Genomic DNA, 15606 nt, shown 5'->3' on the forward strand with positions numbered 1-15606 from the left:
AGGGTTTTACACATAAGGAGGGGGGATACCCTTGGAAATCAGTGCTGAACTGAGAGAGAAAGATCGTAAATTTGGCGAAATCCTCAAGGGAATGGGACGCATTATGGTTGCATTTTCCGGAGGTGTAGATAGCACATTTGTTTTAAAACGGGCATTGCAGGAGCTGGGAGACGACGTGCTTGCCGTAACTGCGGCATCGGAAACCTTCCCTACGCGCGAGTTTGACGCGGCCGTATCTCTTGCCGAGGGCATGGGCGCCAAACTCATGAAAACCGAGGTCAGCGAGCTTACGAATGCGAATTTCGTGGCAAACAACCCGGATCGCTGCTATCACTGCAAAACAGGCTTGTACGAGCACTTGAAGCAGATTGCGAAGGATCACGGGTATCCGTATATTGTCGACGGCTCCAACGTCGACGATCTCGGCGATTACCGTCCGGGCCTGCAGGCCAAAACAGAACAAGGCGTACGTAGTCCGCTTCAGGAGGCAGGCTTCACTAAGGACGACATCCGCGCCCTGTCGAAGGAGCTTGGACTGGCTACCTGGAATAAGCCCTCCTTCGCCTGTCTTTCGTCACGGATTCCTTACGGAACGCGCATCGAAAAGCATAAGATCGATCAGCTTGATTTGGCTGAGGCATATTTAATGGATCTCGGTTTTTACCAGGTTCGCGTCCGCCACCATGACAAAATGGCCCGCATTGAGGTTATGCCCAACGAAATTCAGAAAGTCGTCGATAACCGTGAAGCAATTTATGCCAAATTTGCCGAGCTTGGCTTTACATACGTCACGCTCGACCTGCAAGGATACCGCACCGGCAGCATGAACGAAACGCTGGATATCGTAAAAGCGGCGCGTGAAAAGAAGGTAACCATATGAGCATAGGTGATAACGGCCTTTCCCTTACGGAGCTGCTGGAGAAGGTGCGCAGCGGCGAGCTGGCGCCGGCCGAGGCGAAGAAGCAGCTGGAGCATTCTGCGGCTGCGGCATACGGGTTGTTGGGCGAATCCGCGGAACTGGGATTCGCAACGCTGGATCTAAGCCGGGAAAAGCGTACCGGCTTTCCTGAAGTGATTTACGGCGAAGGAAAAACCGCCGAGCACATTCTCGCGATTTTCCGCCGATTTGCGGAGAGCGCAGACCGGGTGCTGGCGACTCGCGTTAGCCCCGAGAAGGCGGCGCTGGTCACGGCGGCCGTGCCCGGCTCGGTGTACCATGAGACGGCCCGGGCCATCACTTGGTTCCGCAAGCCGACCTCTACGGACGGCGGTCATTACGTCGCTGTCGTCTGCGCAGGCACATCGGATTTGCCGGTCGCCGAGGAAGCGGCGGTTACGCTGGAAGCGATGGGCTGCCGCGCCGAGCGCATATACGATGTCGGCGTCGCCGGCATCCATCGTTTGTTTGCGAAGCTGGAGCCGATCCGCCAGGCGAGCGTCGTCATTGTCGTCGCCGGCATGGAAGGCGCACTGGCCAGCGTAATAGGCGGACTTATTTCGCGGCCGCTGATTGCCGTGCCGACGAGCATCGGCTACGGGGCCAGCTTCAACGGCTTGTCCGCCCTGCTCACCATGCTGAATTCATGCGCACCTGGCGTCAATGTGGTGAACATTGACAACGGTTTTGGAGCGGCCTACAGCGCCGCTGTCATATTGAAAACAATAGAGAAGAGGTAAAGCGACGTGCGCGTACTTTATTTGGACTGTTTTTCCGGCATGAGCGGAGATATGACGCTTGCTGCACTGGTCGACGCAGGCGCGGATCAATCGTATATTGAATCGGAGCTTACGAAGATTAAGCTGGAGCCCTATGAGCTTGCATGGAAGCGCGTGGTGAAGAAAGGGGTATCGGCGCTGAAGCTGGACGTCAATCTTCATCCCGACCATCCGCCTCACCACCACCGCCATTACTCCGAAATTGTAAAGGTGATAAACGGCGCCGGTTTTAATGAACGCGTCACTGCGTTAAGCCTATCGATGTTCAAGCATATCGGCGAGGCCGAGGCGAAAATTCACGACATCCCGGTGGAAAAGGTGCATTTTCACGAGGTGGGTGCGATTGATTCCATCGTTGACATCGTGGGGATTGCGCTGGCCATAGATTCGCTCGAAATCGAGCGTATCGTAAGCGCTTATGTACCGCTGGGTTCCGGGTTTGTAAAATGCGATCACGGCATGTACCCGGTCCCTGCCCCTGCCACACTGGAAATGATGAAAGGCTTACCGATTGCACCGAGCAAGCATGCCGTTGAGCTGACGACGCCAACCGGTGCAGCCGTTGCAGCCGGCATCGTAGACGAGTTCAGCCGCGGCCTTCCGGCGATGAAGATTGAAGCGATCGGTTACGGCGCCGGCACACGCGACCTGCCGGATCAGCCCAATGTGCTGCGCGTTGTGATAGGCACGGTCTACGATGAAGCGAGACTGTGGCAAACGCAAGTACATTTGGCGCATAACCACGAGCACTCGCATGAGCACTCGCACAGCCATGGGCATGAGCATTCTCATGGGCATTCCCACAGCCACGAGCATGAGCACTCTCACGGTCATTCCCACAGCCATGGGCATGAGCACTCTCATGAGCATTCCCACAGCCATGGGCATGATCACTCTCATGAACATTCCCACAGTCATGGGCATGACCACTCTCATGGGCATCAGCCAGCTAGCGGGAAACGTGAAAAGCATTCCTCCACCAACCATACAGCGCATGATGAAGATACGGGCATGTTGGATCGAGCGAACCCGACCAATCATTAGCACCGCTGCTTCTTCGATAGATAATAAATATCCCCGAGCTCCTGTCAAAGGAGCCGGGGATATTTTTATGTATTCTGTTGAAAGAATGCGGCCCGAACCACATCATAAACCTGCTTAAGCGGTACACCGTTAGCCTTTGCCGCTTTTTCACACTCGCTAAACTCCGGGGCGAATTGAACCATCTCCCCTTTGTGATACCCGGCCTTCACCGTAATGGCTCCCCACGGCGTATCCACAGGGATAAATTCCCGTCCCAGCCGGTGACAAGAAGCCTCCATATAACGGATGCCTAGTGTCGTTGTCTCTTTAAATATGATCGTCTCCAAGTCGTTCAGGCGGCTGCGATCACAAAGCACAGAAAGCATAAACCCGGGCCTGCCCTTTTTCATCACGATCGGTGTCCAAAACACATCGTTTGCGCCTGCATCAAACAACAAATCCGCAACATGTGAACAAAGCTCCGGATTCATATCATCCAAATTCGCTTGGACCATCAGCATGCTTTCATCCACATGCTCTTCCCTATGCTGAAACCCTTGTCCCAATCCGTACACCCCTGTTCCAAATCATTCCCTTCATTATACCACTTGCCCTTATTCGGCCAAAGCATAAAAGGCCGTGTACTTGCGCAAGTTAGTAGCGAACAACGCAGCAGGGGGATTTGCTTATGAAACGATGCAAAAAGCTCATCGGCTTACTGCTTATTGCCAGCATGTCCGTCTCTCCGTTCTCCGGCTTGCAAGCGATGGCCAAAGCTGAGAAAAGCAGTACTGCTCCGAGCATTCAAGAACAGTTTGCGGAACGCAGGACGCTCTATGACAACATGTCAACCCTAACCGGCATCCCGTGGTACGTTTTGGCTGCCGTTGATCAATACGAACGGACGATCAGCATTGCAAATCCGAAAAAACGTCCGCTTCGAGACGGATTAATCAGTATTCACATTCCGAACAATAAGTGGGCCGGCGAGCTCAATCCCGATGAAATCGATACGGAGCCGAAAAGCATCGCCTTCTTTGACGGCTTCGGCAAAGACGGAAACGGGGATGGCAAAGCCGACCCGAAAGATGATACGGACTTGTTGTACAGTATGGCAAGCTATTTGCAGGAATACGGTACGGCTCCCGATGATACAAACATTGCCCTATGGGAGTTTTATAAAAACGCCCGAAGCGTCGAGCGTATCGAGCAATTTGCCAGACTATACTCTCATTTCAACACCCTTGACCTGCATAAGCATACCTTTGTCATGCCGCTAAGGGCGGATTATTCCTATCGCAGCACTTGGGGGGCAGCGCGCAGCTACGGAGGCTATCGCATCCATGAAGGCACCGACCTTTTTGCCTCCTACGGTGTACCCGTCCGAAGTGTGTGCTACGGAATTATCGAGGTTATGGGCTGGAACCGTTATGGCGGCTGGCGGGTCGGCATTCGTGACTTGAATAACGTTTACCATTATTACGCGCATCTCTCCGGCTTCAACAAGAAAGAAGTAAAAGAGGGCGACATCGTTGTCCCCGGGCAGGTGATCGGTTGGGTCGGCAGCTCGGGGTACGGCAAACCGGGCACCTCCGGAAAATTCCCTCCGCATCTGCATTACGGATTGTACCGGGACAACGGGTTTACGGAATGGTCCTTCGATCCGTATCCTTATCTCCGCCGCTGGGAGCGTGAAGAACGCATTTCTCTTTCCAAGAAGAAGAAAAAGTAACTATTTCGTAATCGTCAAAGCCGGCCCCATGGTCGGCTCTACTTGTTGTTCCTCGGGTTTAGATGTCACATTATCCGGCAGTGAAATGGTTGGCGGAAGAGTGCCCGATTCGGAAAAATCGCCAAGCGGCTTCCCTTTATTGTCAAAATAATACATCGGGACATCACCTTTCACCAGCAGATATGAAATCGGAACTTCCGTGCTGACAACCTCCGGCTTCGTATCAAACGGAATAATGATCATCACCTCAGCAATAATTCGGATATAAACTTCAACGAGCAGCATGTTAATTCCCGCATCGCGTTGGCGTGTGTTTAAATCTACTTTAACCGCTCCCTCCGGAACAAAACGAATGGGCACTTCTGGACCGAAGGAAGATAAGATTGCACTATCAAACGCCTGGCCAATCGGGATCGATTCGGGAATTTCTTGAATTTCCTTAAGCTTTGCGTCGACAATACCGACAGCCTCGGAAGCAATCCGCGAATGCTCCAAATAATTCAGCATAAAGCCTGTTATTTTCCCGTTGTTATCCATTTTCCAGTCGATGAGCCGTTCGAAATTGGTACCCTGCGATATTTTTTCCGTCATCGCTTTATTAATCGCATCGGTCGCAACCTGCTTGATTCGAATCTGCGCAATGCTCATTAATGGCTCGCGTAAATTTTTTTCCACAAATAAGAAGGTTTGCACTGTCAAAACGAACATGATTACAAGAACAAGAAAGACAGCATTCCTGCGTTTGCCTTTCTTGCCCGGATTGCGGCTTTTCCAATGGTTATTCCATTGAGCCCCCGTTTGAGTTTTCCACGGGCTTCTCCAGCGGCTCCCCCAACGTCTTCGCCTCACCGGACTCCCTCCTTGTCATCCATGGTCTACCAGCATGTATATGCCTTTTTGGGACAAAAAAGAAGGAGCCTTACGGCTCCAGCTTGGGTGGTCGTTTAATTACTTCCGGCAATCATCAGCGTAGGGTTATCCGCCAAAGAAATTTCTTTTCCGCTCGAAATGAACCTGACCACGGGTCTTTGCATATGGCTCGTAATTTTCGTTACAATCGCCTCTTCCCCGTTCTGCATCATAATTTTCGTACCTGGCGGGTAGGACGGAATTGCCCGAACAAAAGCTTGAACAATTTCGGTACTGTATTTCATGCTGCTTAATGCCATAATGCGCTCCATCGCTTCATGCGGAGGCACATCTTCATCCGTGACCATATTTTCAAAACGGTTGCAAATCCCGACAATTTGGGCGTAATCGTGAAGCGTCTGCCCTGCAATTGCCCGCGGATAACCGGATCCGTCCAGCATTTCATGATGCTGGAAAGCGACGTGCGCGGCAAGCAGACTAAATTCGCGGATGCCGCGAATGACGTTGAAGCCCGCTTCCGGATGGTCCTTTTCATGTGCGGCTGCTGCCTTGCCAATATCATGAAGGAGTGCCCCAACGGCCAAATCGCGAAGCATGAGCTCGTTATATCCAAGTGCCTTTCCTACCTGCAGTGCCATTAAGGCAACGTTAACGGGGTGCGCATAAGGCTTCACTTCATCGGCCGCTGTTTTGCTTGGCACCGGTATAACGACAGGACGGCTGTTAATTTCAACGATCAGCCGGCCAGCGCCCATGAGTACCGGTTTCGTCGGAAACGGCTTTTTCATTCGGACCGCTTCATACGCCTGTTGTACATTATCCACAACGTCCATCCAAGTAGGCATGTCCATCAGCTCTTCCAACGTAATCCCTTTGGATTCGGCATCTTCAATGATCAGCTGCTTGATGCCGAGCTGGATAAGCTTTTCCAGGTATTTGGGATGAATCGTCGTATTAGCGCCAAGCAGCATTCTGCGTTTATTGTCATAAACCGGTTTGGCGAGCACCATCGTTCGTTCATCGTATTGTGTAATAGGGATAAATCTCATGTCGTCACTTCCTTAACAAAATATCAGTTTAGCGGGCATCGACATTGGGACATGACAAAATAAAAACTACCCACGTAAAAATAGGGGGTAGTTAAACAAACCCTGTTCCCCGTTGGCAACCCGGCTATCTTAGCTTTCGCGTTAGACCCGTAGCTTTGCGTCCTTATCTTTCAATAAGTTTGCCCTGGACAATGGTGGTCCATGATAAATTATTTAGTTGTTTCGTCTTGCTATATTGTAATCTTTACATCTAGATCAAGAATAGCACAGCCTATCAAAAGATGTAAATATAAATCGAAAAATGTCGAATTCCAATTTTCACCTGAGTCCAAAGCTCTAGAACCATAGAAATGGCAGCAGAAATAATAAGGAGATCAGCACAATATCCCACGCTACTCCAAAACCGCACCCTGAATAACCTCCATAACCGAAGGCTGATGATTTAGGACCGGACATTTTGCGCTCAAGCTGTCTTTTCGCCTGATACGCGCTTGTCGACAAAGTCCCTATTCCATAGGCAGAATTCGAAAAATAAAGCTTACCGTCGCGGACTCCATCTACGTAACCAAACACATGCGTACCGTCTTTCATCACGGCGCATACCGGCTTACCTGCGTGTGGACGGATCGACTTCTCGTTGATCGGGCTAATCAGCTGAATCAAAATTGCACCTCCGCCAATTTCTGTAAAACAACACCGTACAGCTTATGGCGGTTACCGAATTGACGGGTGTGCATGTACCCCTGCACGGATGCCAGTTTTGAAGCAATGGAATGGATCGGGTGCATTTTATCCTATCTCCTGCTTGCTTCCGGAAATCTCATTTAGCAGCCTGAAAACTTGTGAAGCTTGAATCCCTCGCAAATAAGAAAAACTTCTATCGAAGTCCTTTCAAAGAAGCGGGTACGTCATTAAGCGGTAGTTTTCCTTGGTATAGAATTTACTCGTTCCGACCTTAGCGAAACTTATAAATTCAATAACGTTAAAAAAAGGCGGCCAGATTGCTCTGAACCACCTCTTATAGAGATTTATTTCCACATGAAATGTTATTTATTTCATACGAAGCAATCTCATGCTGTTCAGTATAACGATTAACGCTGCCCCTGTATCGCTCATTACAGCGGCCCATAGTGTTAACCATCCGGGGAAGATAAGCATAAGCGCAGCTGCCTTGATCGCAATGGAAAACCAAATGTTCTGCTTAATGATTGCCAGCGCTTTGCGGCTTAGCCGTACCGTATGCGGCAGCTTCTCTAAGTTGTCAGCCATCAGCACAATATCAGCTGTTTCCATCGCTGTATCCGTTCCGGCTCCGCCCATCGCAATGCCTAAATCCGCCGAAGCCAGCGCAGGCGCGTCATTAATCCCGTCGCCCACCATCGCGACCCGCTTCCCTTCGGACTGAAGCTGCTGAACTGCCTTCACCTTTTCTTCAGGCAGCAGGTCTGCAAAATAACGATCTACTCCGGTTAGCCCGGCAACCTTACGTGCCGTTCCTTCATTATCCCCCGTCAGCATCACAATCTGCTCGATGCCGGCCCGCTTAAGTCCTGCAAGCGCGTGAACACTCGTCTTTCTTATCGAATCCGCAACTGCTATCAGACCCAGAATCCGTTCGGCGGTTCCAACAAAGACCAAGGTACTGCCTTCGTTTTGCAGGGTTGCGGCTGTTGCTTCCATGCTGCTGTCTACGTCAACCAGCAGCTCGTTAAACAGCTTGTGATTTCCAACGTAGTAGTCCATTCCGCCGATCTCAGCCTTTGCGCCTTTACCGGCAATCGACCGGAAGGATTGCCCCGGTCGGGTATCGATCCCGCGCTGCCGCGCGTATTCAAGCACAGCGGCCGCGATCGGGTGCTTAGAGTGCTCCTCAATGGTTCGCGCAACCGCAAGCAGCTCCTCCTCCGAGACTCCGCTCTCCGTAAAAATTGCAGATACCTTTGGCTTCCCTTCGGTTAAGGTACCTGTTTTATCAAAGGCAACCGCCTGTAAAGAACCGGCAATTTCCAAAAACGTGCCGCCTTTGATCAATACACCGTTTCTGGCCGCATTCCCGATTGCGGATACAATCGCAACCGGAGTGGAAATGACCAATGCGCACGGACAAGCAACGACAAGCAGCTCAAGCCCCTTATAAAACCAATCGCCCCATGAGCCCACTCCGAATAACGGAGGAAAAACCATCAAAATCAATGCCAGCACAAATACGATCGGTGTATATATTTTGGCAAAGCGGTCGACAAAAGCCTCGGAAGGAGCCTTCTTCTCCTGCGCTTCTTCAACTAAGTGAATAATTTTAGCGATCGTTGTATCCTCGACCAGCTTCGTGACCTTAATTTCCAACGAGCCGCTTTCGTTCACCGTGCCTGCGTATACCGGGCTTCCCTGCTCTTTATCCACTGGCAGCGATTCGCCGGTTATCGGCGCCTGATTGACGGAGGAAGCTCCGCTGACGACCACTCCATCCAAGGCAATCTTTTCTCCTGGCTTCACTACAATCCTATCTCCAACCGAGATTCGTTCCACCGGCGTGCGAACGAGCTCCTGCCCTTTCTTAACCCACGCTTCCGGCGGCGCCAGCTTCATTAAGCTGCGAATCGATTCCCGCGTCCGTTCGATAGACCTCGTTTGGAGCACATTGCCTAATGCAAATAACCACACCACGGTAGCCCCTTCAAACCATTCCCCGATCGCCGCAGCACCGAGAGCCGCAGCCGTCATCAGCACGTTCATGTCCAGTGACCCGCTTTTCACCGCGTAAAAAGCGCTTTTAGCAGGCTTGAAACCTCCCGCAATGATGGACACAGCGTAAAGCAGGTTCACCAAAGTCTCCTGTACACCAGTCAACGATCCAACAAAGCCAAGTATAAGCAAAATACCGGAAAAAACGGTTAACGAGGACCCTTTCTGCGAGCGGCTTTGCTCTACCTCCTTGCCTCTTGACGCCAATGAGGCACGGTACCCGGCCTTTGAAACCTCTCGGACAATCTCTTCCGGCGGCAAATCATGCTCGATTTGCATTTTTCCCGTTGCAAAGCTCACGCTGACTCGGTGCACCTGCGGCAGAGTACGCATGTGTTTTTCAAGGGTAGCGGCACAGGAACCGCAATCCATTCCTTCGATAAGGTAGGTTTGGCCTTTGCCCGTACCCCCGGCTGCAACGGGCTCCGCATCATAGCCAAGCTTTCGGACCTGGGCCTCGACCCGTTCAAGGGTGGAGCGGTCTTGCACGGTTACCTGCATTTTGGCTGTGCTGAACTGAACGGATACGGAAGCGACCCCCTCCAGCTTGCCAACGCCCTTCTCCAGCGTTGCCGCGCAGGAGCTGCAGTCCATACCGGAAATCCGGTATTCCATGCGCACCCCCTCCTCCGTCTGCCTGCTGTTCAATTCGGTGGAATTCGCCGAGCCAGAGCCGGAGCAGCAGTCCGATTCACAGCAGGATTCCACTTCTATCTTCTTGCTTAATTCGGTGTTTTCCGCTGAAGAAGCGCAGCAGTCCGATTCACAGCAGTCCTTTTCCACTAGGGAGTCTAAGTCTTCGGGTTTTATCGTCTTTCCTCGCCCGGAATGTTCATCCCACTCCGGCTGCTGTCCCGTTCCGACCACCTCAAAGGGGAGGTTTTTCTTGAATGTCAGCTTCTTATTATGCTCCTGCTCTGCCATTCTTCAATTCTCCTTCCTCCTTGAGATTGAGACACCACTCCGTTTTCTCGCAGTCACGCACCTCCGCATGAATGAAGGACAGGACCTCGTCCACCTGCTGCAGCAGCACCCGAATCTGTTCATGCCGAATACTGTAATACGTATATTTTCCCACCTGCCGTCCAGCTACGATACCACAGCCTTTTAAGCACGCGAGGTGCTGGGAAATATTCGATTGATTCCCTTTTAGCTCTCCGACAATTTCGGATACCGTCTTCTCCCGATCTCGAACACACTGTACAATTTGCAATCGCGTTTTATCCGATAAGCCCTTCAGGAGCTTTACCTTTAAGTCCAAAAATTCATCACTCATGCTGCTAAACACCTCCAACACATTAGGCACGGCTAATATGAACATATTAGCATCTACTAATTTATTAAGCAACATATGCTGGAAAGGGTGCCAGTGGTTCCATCTAATCGGTGAATCTTACGGCTTGTTGCCTAACCCGAGGGTCGGTTCACCGAACTGATCGCCCCAAACAATACAAATTTTTTGTATTGTTTTTCCTAGGCAACAGGATGGCGGGCATGCTATACAAATTATTTGTATTATTTCCCCGCATAAGCCTCCATGGAGCCGTTCTCGCCTCCATTTATACAAATGATTTGTATTATAGAGCGCGTTAATCCCTCACTCCGGAAATTAGTACCAGTTATTTGTATTATCCCCTCCAGGACCTGAGCCGACTGCCGCTCCTTGACGCTCGGTAGCACCTCCAACCTTCAGGTGACCAAACTGAAAAGCTATTTCTTGCACTAAGTCATCCTAATCTGCACTGATCTTCTGTTCTGTTCTGTTCTGATCTGTTCTGCTCTGATTTGTTCTTTCTTGTCCAGATCTGTCCTACCTTGGCCTGCTCCTGTACTGCTCATGCCATGCCCTTCCTTACCCTGCCCTGCCTTTCTCCTGGCCTACTCCTGCTCCTACCGCTCAGTTCTGCCCTGCTCCTCCCTCCCCTCTGCCCCACCTGCCATGATCGGGCTTGCCCGCTCAATTACAGAAAAAAAAATCGCTCGCAGCTGGAAACCCAAGGGTTCCCGCCGCCAGCGATTTTCTACGTCTGCATGTAAGCGTGCCTCTCTCTATCCAATCATGTTACTCATAAACTGCTTATCCCCATTATTGCTCCTTCTACTCTACCTTGACCGCTTATCCCTACGGCTTTTGAGCACCCAAAACAAAATCCCGCCAAACAGCGCAAGTCCCCCTACCCCTCCGGCTATCCCATATATCAACGCTCCCTGCGTATTTGAGGATACCGTCAGCTCGACTGGCGGCTTCAAGACAAGCTCTTCCTTGCCATGAAGAAACTCAGGCACATCCTGCTGAATCGAAAGCTCTTTCGATGGCGAGCACAAGGGATTTTGCCAGCGATCGTCTACTTTTCGAAGGAAAAAGAGGTATTGCGTACCTTTAACACTTGGCCCATTTAAAGCTCCCCAAGTCATATCTTCCGTAGCTACGATGTTTTGCTTCTCGACGCCCTTATAGCTTTTTCGCACCGAAATCGTCAGCTCGTTCCACTCTTTCTTCCGGTTTACCTTCTCAACCGTACCGACGACAACCCCATCGTAATTCTCAAAGGCCTCTTCGATCGTCGGAATCCTCGCACACGAAAGTGCGGATGCACTCGCGGGAAACAAGACAGCCCCACCAGCAGAACACAGCATTAGCAAGACACATACATAAAGCAGCAGCTTTTGCATAACCCTTCCCCCTTTACCTACCAGACTAAAAAAAGAAGAAGAAAGTTGCATCAAAGCGGTAGGCCGCAGCCGCCATTTCCACTAGGATTTAGCGCCCCCATGGTCGTCCGCCTCCACACCTGAACCTGCGCCAGCACCATACTCCATGTACGTCCCCCCTAAAACACCACTCTTCTTGTCAACCGTGCTTCTGCGGCGATCCGCAAATCAGCATCCTCAGCCCTCATTCTCCGCCGCCCATGCTCTCCCACTTCTGCCGCATTTCCTTCGCCATTGCGCAGGCTTCCTCCACGCCCAAAAGCATCGCTTCCCTCTCCGTGCGCATTTTCCACTCCACACGCCCATCAGCAGCATACTTGCCAACCACAATCCGAACCGGAATACCGACCAGATCGGCATCCTTCAGCTTCACGCCAACCCGCTCCTCGCGGTCATCCAGCAGAACGTCAAGCCCGGCCCTGCGCAAGCTCTGGTAGATCTGCCGGGCAAGCGCCGTCTGCACTTCATCCTTAATAGACACAACAACGATATGAACATGAAAAGGCGCGATCGCCGCAGGCCAGATGATCCCGTTCTCATCCTGGTTTTGCTCGACGACAGCGGATAAAATCCGGGAAATCCCGATTCCGTAGCAGCCCATGATCAGTGGTTTCTCTTGACCGGATTCATCCGTGACGCTCGCTCCAAGCTTCTCGCTGTACTTCGTGCCGAGCTTGAAGATATGTCCGACCTCAATTCCCCGATGAAACTCCAACCGCCCGCCGCAGGCGAGACACCGGTCTCCCTCGGCTGCATTGCGCACATCCGCGACCGTATGAGGGACAAAATCTCTGCCCGCCACAACCTGACTAAAGTGATAGCTATCCTCATTCGCGCCGACGATCATCGACGGTAAATCGGCCGCTTCACAATCGATAACAATCGGAATGTGCAAGCCGACCGGTCCTGCAAAGCCGACTGGCGCACCTGTGACCCGCTCGGTTATAGCAGCGTCTGCAAGAGCAAGCTCCTCCGCTTGAAGCACATGCTTCAGCTTCGTTTCATTCACCTCATGATCCCCCCGGATCAGCACAGCAACCGGCTGCCCATCCGCTTCATAAATTAATGTTTTGACCAAACGATCCGCTTCCAAGCCTGTAAAAGTAACAAGCTCACGAATGGTTTTTACCCCGGGTGTATGAAGCTTCTCAAAAGCTCGGGCGGCAGCAATCGTCCTGTCTTCTTCTACACGAATGTGACGGGCCGCCGTCGCTTTCTCCAAATTCGCCGCATAATCGCAGCTGTCGCAGCTAACGACCGTGTCTTCCCCAATATCCGCCAGCGCCATAAATTCGTGGGTGCCACCTTCCCCGCCAATTGCCCCGGCATCAGCCTCGACTGCCCGGAAATCGAGCCCGCATCTTTGGAAAATGGCCCTATAGGCCTGATGCATCCTCCGGTATGTACCGTCCAGCTCCTCCCAGCTGCGGTGAAAGGAATAAGCATCCTTCATTAAAAACTCCCTGCCGCGAAGCAGTCCAAATCGAGGCCGTCTTTCATCCCGAAACTTCGTTTGGATTTGATACAGGGTTAAGGGCAGCTGTCGATAAGAGCTCACCTCACTGCGAACTAAGGTGGTAATCACTTCTTCATGCGTCGGTCCCAGAGCAAATTCACGATCATGGCGATCGTGAAAACGAATCAGCTCCTGCCCGTACACATGGTACCTCCCCGACTCCTTCCAAAGCTCCGTCGGCTGCATCGCCGGCATCAGAAGCTCTTGCGCGTCGATTCGATCCATTTCCTCTCTTACAATCTCCGATACCTTCCGCAGCACGCGCCAGCCTAGGGGCAAATACGAATAAATGCCTGACGCCGTTTGGCGTATATACCCGGCCCGCAGCAGCAGCTGATGGCTTACCGCTTCGGCATCGGACGGCGCTTCGCGCAGTGTCGGAAGAAAAAGCTTATCTTGCTTCATAAGAACGATCCCCTCTCCTGGATGAACTGAAATTTCCCCGCATCAACCTCTGCTAAAAGCGCAAAAAGACGCATTCGTCAGGGACGAATGCGCCGTGGTACCACCCTAAATTTAAGCATACGTATCGTATGCTTCTCTCCTTCATAACGGGGAATCCCCCGGCTCAGGCTAAATTATAGTTCACCTAAGCAGCTACCGAAGCGGGAGACGTTTCGCCGTGCCGGAAATCTTTCAGCGCAAGGATTTCCTCTCTGGAGGTACGGACATGAAACATCATTCTGCGGTCATCGCTTTTTTTTGTATAAATTTTCAACTAATTTACAACAAAAGGAGGAGTACGTCAAGATTCGTTTTTCTGCAATACGTCTGCCTGCCAAATAGGCGGCAAGAATTTGCTCCCTAGAATCCATACTCTTTCTTCGTTACACCTCGAACCAATTTGTACGAGCAATATGCTTATACCAATAATAGCTGTCCTTTGGCGTTCGCTTTAGCGTGTTGTAATCGACATGAACGAGACCGAACCGTTTCGAGTAGCCTTCCGCCCATTCAAAGTTATCCATTAGTGACCATGTAAAATAACCCGAAACCGGAACACCCGAAGCGATTGCCCGCTCCAGCTGTGTCAGGTGGCGTTTCAAATAATCAATACGGCGCTCGTCGCGAACGCGGCCGTCCACCGGCTCGTCATTAAAGCAGGCGCCGTTTTCGGTAATATAGATCGGCACATTTCCGTACCGCTCATGAATATACGTCAGCACCTTATAAAAGCCTCGCGGATAAATGAACCAGTCTATATCGGTCTTTTCATAGCCTTCGTCGATATTTTCACAGTCGAGCAGCCCTTCATCCTTTTGATAACGGCCGACATTGCCTGTGTAATAATTAATGCCGACAAAGTCCAGCGGCTGCGTAATGATTTCCATATCCCCTTCAAGAATAGGAACCGTCACTCCCTTGCCGGCAAACCATTCCACCAGAAATTCCGGGTATTCGCCCTTAAACACAGGATCAAGGAACCATTCCACGAACCAGCCTGTCGCACGGCGGCTCGCATCAATGTCTTCTTGGCGGCTGCTGTACGGCTCGATCCAAGTCACATTCGGAGCGTAGCCGATCTTCCCCTCGATACCAAGCTCGCGGAATTTGCGCACTGCGGAGCCGTGAGCAACCAGCAAATGATGCGCTACATTCGTTGCCAGCTGCAAATCGCGGTTCCCCGGTGCATGGGCGCCAATATAGTTCGATAAAAAGGACACACACCAAGGCTCGTTGATCGTAAACCAATGCTTGATCTTGCCTCCGAACTCCTTAAACATGGGCTCGCAATACGCTGTAAATGCGTCAATTGTCTCACGGTTGTTCCAGCCGCCGCGATCCTGCAGCGCCTGCGGCAGATCCCAATGATAAAGCGTGCAGTAAGGCTCGATCCCCTTGGCCAGCAATCCGTCAACGAGCCGGTGATAATAATCGAGTCCCGCCCGATTGATTTCTCCAGTGCCGTTCGGAAAAATACGCGGCCATGCCGCAGAAAAACGGTATGCACCGACGCCCAGCCCTTTCAGCAGCGCGATATCCTGCTCGTAACGGTTATAGCTATCGCAGGCGATATCCCCGTTGTCGCCGTTTTTTACTTTGCCGGGAATTCGGCTGAACGTATCCCAAATAGACGTGCCGCGCCCATCCTTGTCGTGCGCGCCTTCAATTTGGTAAGCAGCGGTTGCCGCTCCCCATAAAAAATCCTTCGGAAATTGGATAATTGCCATGCTTGCTCCAGCTCCTTGTAACAATGTTTGGGGACAACCCGTCGTGCTGCCGCTTTATCCGATCCATTACTCTCG

The 15606-nt window shown here is 51.6% G+C and carries 14 protein-coding genes and 1 riboswitch; of the genes, 4 read left to right on the forward strand and 10 right to left on the reverse strand.

From position 1 onward, the window contains the following. Nucleotides 1-37 precede the first annotated feature (37 nt). Genes larE through larC form a run of 3 tightly spaced genes read left to right on the forward strand, consistent with a single transcriptional unit; the run spans nucleotide 38 to nucleotide 2760 of the window. Complete coding sequence (larE, locus tag GQS10_RS07510) at nucleotides 38-880, forward strand: ATP-dependent sacrificial sulfur transferase LarE (protein WP_424991773.1); 843 nt, start codon at nucleotides 38-40, stop codon at nucleotides 878-880. Further along, entirely contained in the window at nucleotides 877-1677 is an 801-nt protein-coding gene (gene larB / locus GQS10_RS07515) for a nickel pincer cofactor biosynthesis protein LarB (RefSeq protein ID WP_166240647.1), read from the forward strand. The genes larE and larB overlap by 4 nt, the downstream gene beginning before the upstream one ends. Nucleotides 1678-1683: 6 nt before the next feature. Further along, on the forward strand, nucleotides 1684-2760 hold the full coding sequence (gene larC, locus GQS10_RS07520; protein WP_166240649.1) for a nickel pincer cofactor biosynthesis protein LarC: 1077 nt from the start codon (nucleotides 1684-1686) through the stop codon (nucleotides 2758-2760). 65 nt (nucleotides 2761-2825) lie between these two features. Here the strand turns inward: larC and larC2 are convergent, their stop codons facing one another. Continuing rightward, nucleotides 2826-3305: a nickel pincer cofactor biosynthesis protein LarC2 gene (gene larC2 / locus GQS10_RS07525; protein ID WP_279537937.1), complete on the reverse strand. Its 480-nt coding sequence runs from the start codon at nucleotides 3303-3305 to the stop codon at nucleotides 2826-2828. Between the two features lie 122 nt (nucleotides 3306-3427). On the opposite strand from larC2, the gene GQS10_RS07530 reads away from it, so the two are divergent. Further along, entirely contained in the window at nucleotides 3428-4471 is a 1044-nt protein-coding gene (locus GQS10_RS07530; protein WP_166240651.1) for a M23 family metallopeptidase, read from the forward strand. Here GQS10_RS07530 and yunB read toward each other — a convergent pair whose 3' ends face one another. From yunB to GQS10_RS07570, 9 genes are all read right to left on the reverse strand, one after another. Continuing rightward, nucleotides 4472-5320, reverse strand: coding sequence for a sporulation protein YunB (gene yunB / locus GQS10_RS07535; RefSeq protein WP_341805023.1), 849 nt, complete (start codon nucleotides 5318-5320; stop codon nucleotides 4472-4474). Between the two features lie 95 nt (nucleotides 5321-5415). After that, complete coding sequence (locus GQS10_RS07540) at nucleotides 5416-6390, reverse strand: HD-GYP domain-containing protein (protein WP_166240653.1); 975 nt, start codon at nucleotides 6388-6390, stop codon at nucleotides 5416-5418. A 111-nt stretch (nucleotides 6391-6501) separates the two neighbouring features. Next, a riboswitch (cyclic di-GMP riboswitch) is annotated at nucleotides 6502-6584 on the reverse strand. A 142-nt stretch (nucleotides 6585-6726) separates the two neighbouring features. Beyond that, nucleotides 6727-7053, reverse strand: coding sequence for a hypothetical protein (locus GQS10_RS07545; protein WP_166240655.1), 327 nt, complete (start codon nucleotides 7051-7053; stop codon nucleotides 6727-6729). Beyond that, on the reverse strand, nucleotides 7050-7178 hold the full coding sequence (locus GQS10_RS23450; protein ID WP_279537938.1) for a hypothetical protein: 129 nt from the start codon (nucleotides 7176-7178) through the stop codon (nucleotides 7050-7052). Before GQS10_RS23450 ends, GQS10_RS07545 begins: the two co-directional genes overlap by 4 nt. A gap of 262 nt (nucleotides 7179-7440) precedes the next feature. Next, nucleotides 7441-10056 carry a heavy metal translocating P-type ATPase gene (locus GQS10_RS07550; protein WP_166240657.1) on the reverse strand — a complete coding sequence of 872 codons (2616 nt, stop codon included), beginning with the start codon at nucleotides 10054-10056 and terminating at the stop codon, nucleotides 7441-7443. Next, complete coding sequence (locus GQS10_RS07555; protein WP_166240659.1) at nucleotides 10037-10408, reverse strand: ArsR/SmtB family transcription factor; 372 nt, start codon at nucleotides 10406-10408, stop codon at nucleotides 10037-10039. The genes GQS10_RS07550 and GQS10_RS07555 overlap by 20 nt, the downstream gene beginning before the upstream one ends. Before the next feature lie 827 nt (nucleotides 10409-11235). Continuing rightward, the gene (locus tag GQS10_RS07560; protein WP_166240661.1) at nucleotides 11236-11805 is read right to left on the reverse strand and encodes a hypothetical protein; all 570 of its coding nucleotides are present in this window, start codon (nucleotides 11803-11805) and stop codon (nucleotides 11236-11238) included. A 223-nt stretch (nucleotides 11806-12028) separates the two neighbouring features. Beyond that, nucleotides 12029-13765, reverse strand: coding sequence for a proline--tRNA ligase (locus GQS10_RS07565; RefSeq protein WP_166240663.1), 1737 nt, complete (start codon nucleotides 13763-13765; stop codon nucleotides 12029-12031). A 422-nt stretch (nucleotides 13766-14187) separates the two neighbouring features. Further along, nucleotides 14188-15531, reverse strand: coding sequence for a GH1 family beta-glucosidase (locus tag GQS10_RS07570; protein ID WP_166240665.1), 1344 nt, complete (start codon nucleotides 15529-15531; stop codon nucleotides 14188-14190). Nucleotides 15532-15606: the final 75 nt, after the last annotated feature.

Origin of the sequence: Paenibacillus turpanensis (assembly GCF_011421635.1) — a bacterium.
GTDB lineage: Bacteria > Bacillota > Bacilli > Paenibacillales > YIM-B00363 > Paenibacillus_AK > Paenibacillus_AK turpanensis.

Excerpts from the sequence above, each read along its gene's own strand:
- GQS10_RS07560 (WP_166240661.1), bottom strand. The coding sequence starts at position 11,805 with ATGCAAAAGCTGCTGCTTTATGTATGTGTCTTGCTAATGCTGTGTTCT.
- GQS10_RS07550 (WP_166240657.1), bottom strand. The coding sequence starts at position 10,056 with ATGGCAGAGCAGGAGCATAATAAGAAGCTGACATTCAAGAAAAACCTC.
- GQS10_RS07570 (WP_166240665.1), bottom strand. The coding sequence starts at position 15,531 with ATGGCAATTATCCAATTTCCGAAGGATTTTTTATGGGGAGCGGCAACC.
- GQS10_RS07555 (WP_166240659.1), bottom strand. The coding sequence starts at position 10,408 with ATGAGTGATGAATTTTTGGACTTAAAGGTAAAGCTCCTGAAGGGCTTA.
- larB (WP_166240647.1), top strand. The coding sequence starts at position 877 with ATGAGCATAGGTGATAACGGCCTTTCCCTTACGGAGCTGCTGGAGAAG.
- GQS10_RS07530 (WP_166240651.1), top strand. The coding sequence starts at position 3,428 with ATGAAACGATGCAAAAAGCTCATCGGCTTACTGCTTATTGCCAGCATG.
- GQS10_RS23450 (WP_279537938.1), bottom strand. The coding sequence starts at position 7,178 with ATGCACCCGATCCATTCCATTGCTTCAAAACTGGCATCCGTGCAGGGG.
- GQS10_RS07540 (WP_166240653.1), bottom strand. The coding sequence starts at position 6,390 with ATGAGATTTATCCCTATTACACAATACGATGAACGAACGATGGTGCTC.
- GQS10_RS07565 (WP_166240663.1), bottom strand. The coding sequence starts at position 13,765 with ATGAAGCAAGATAAGCTTTTTCTTCCGACACTGCGCGAAGCGCCGTCC.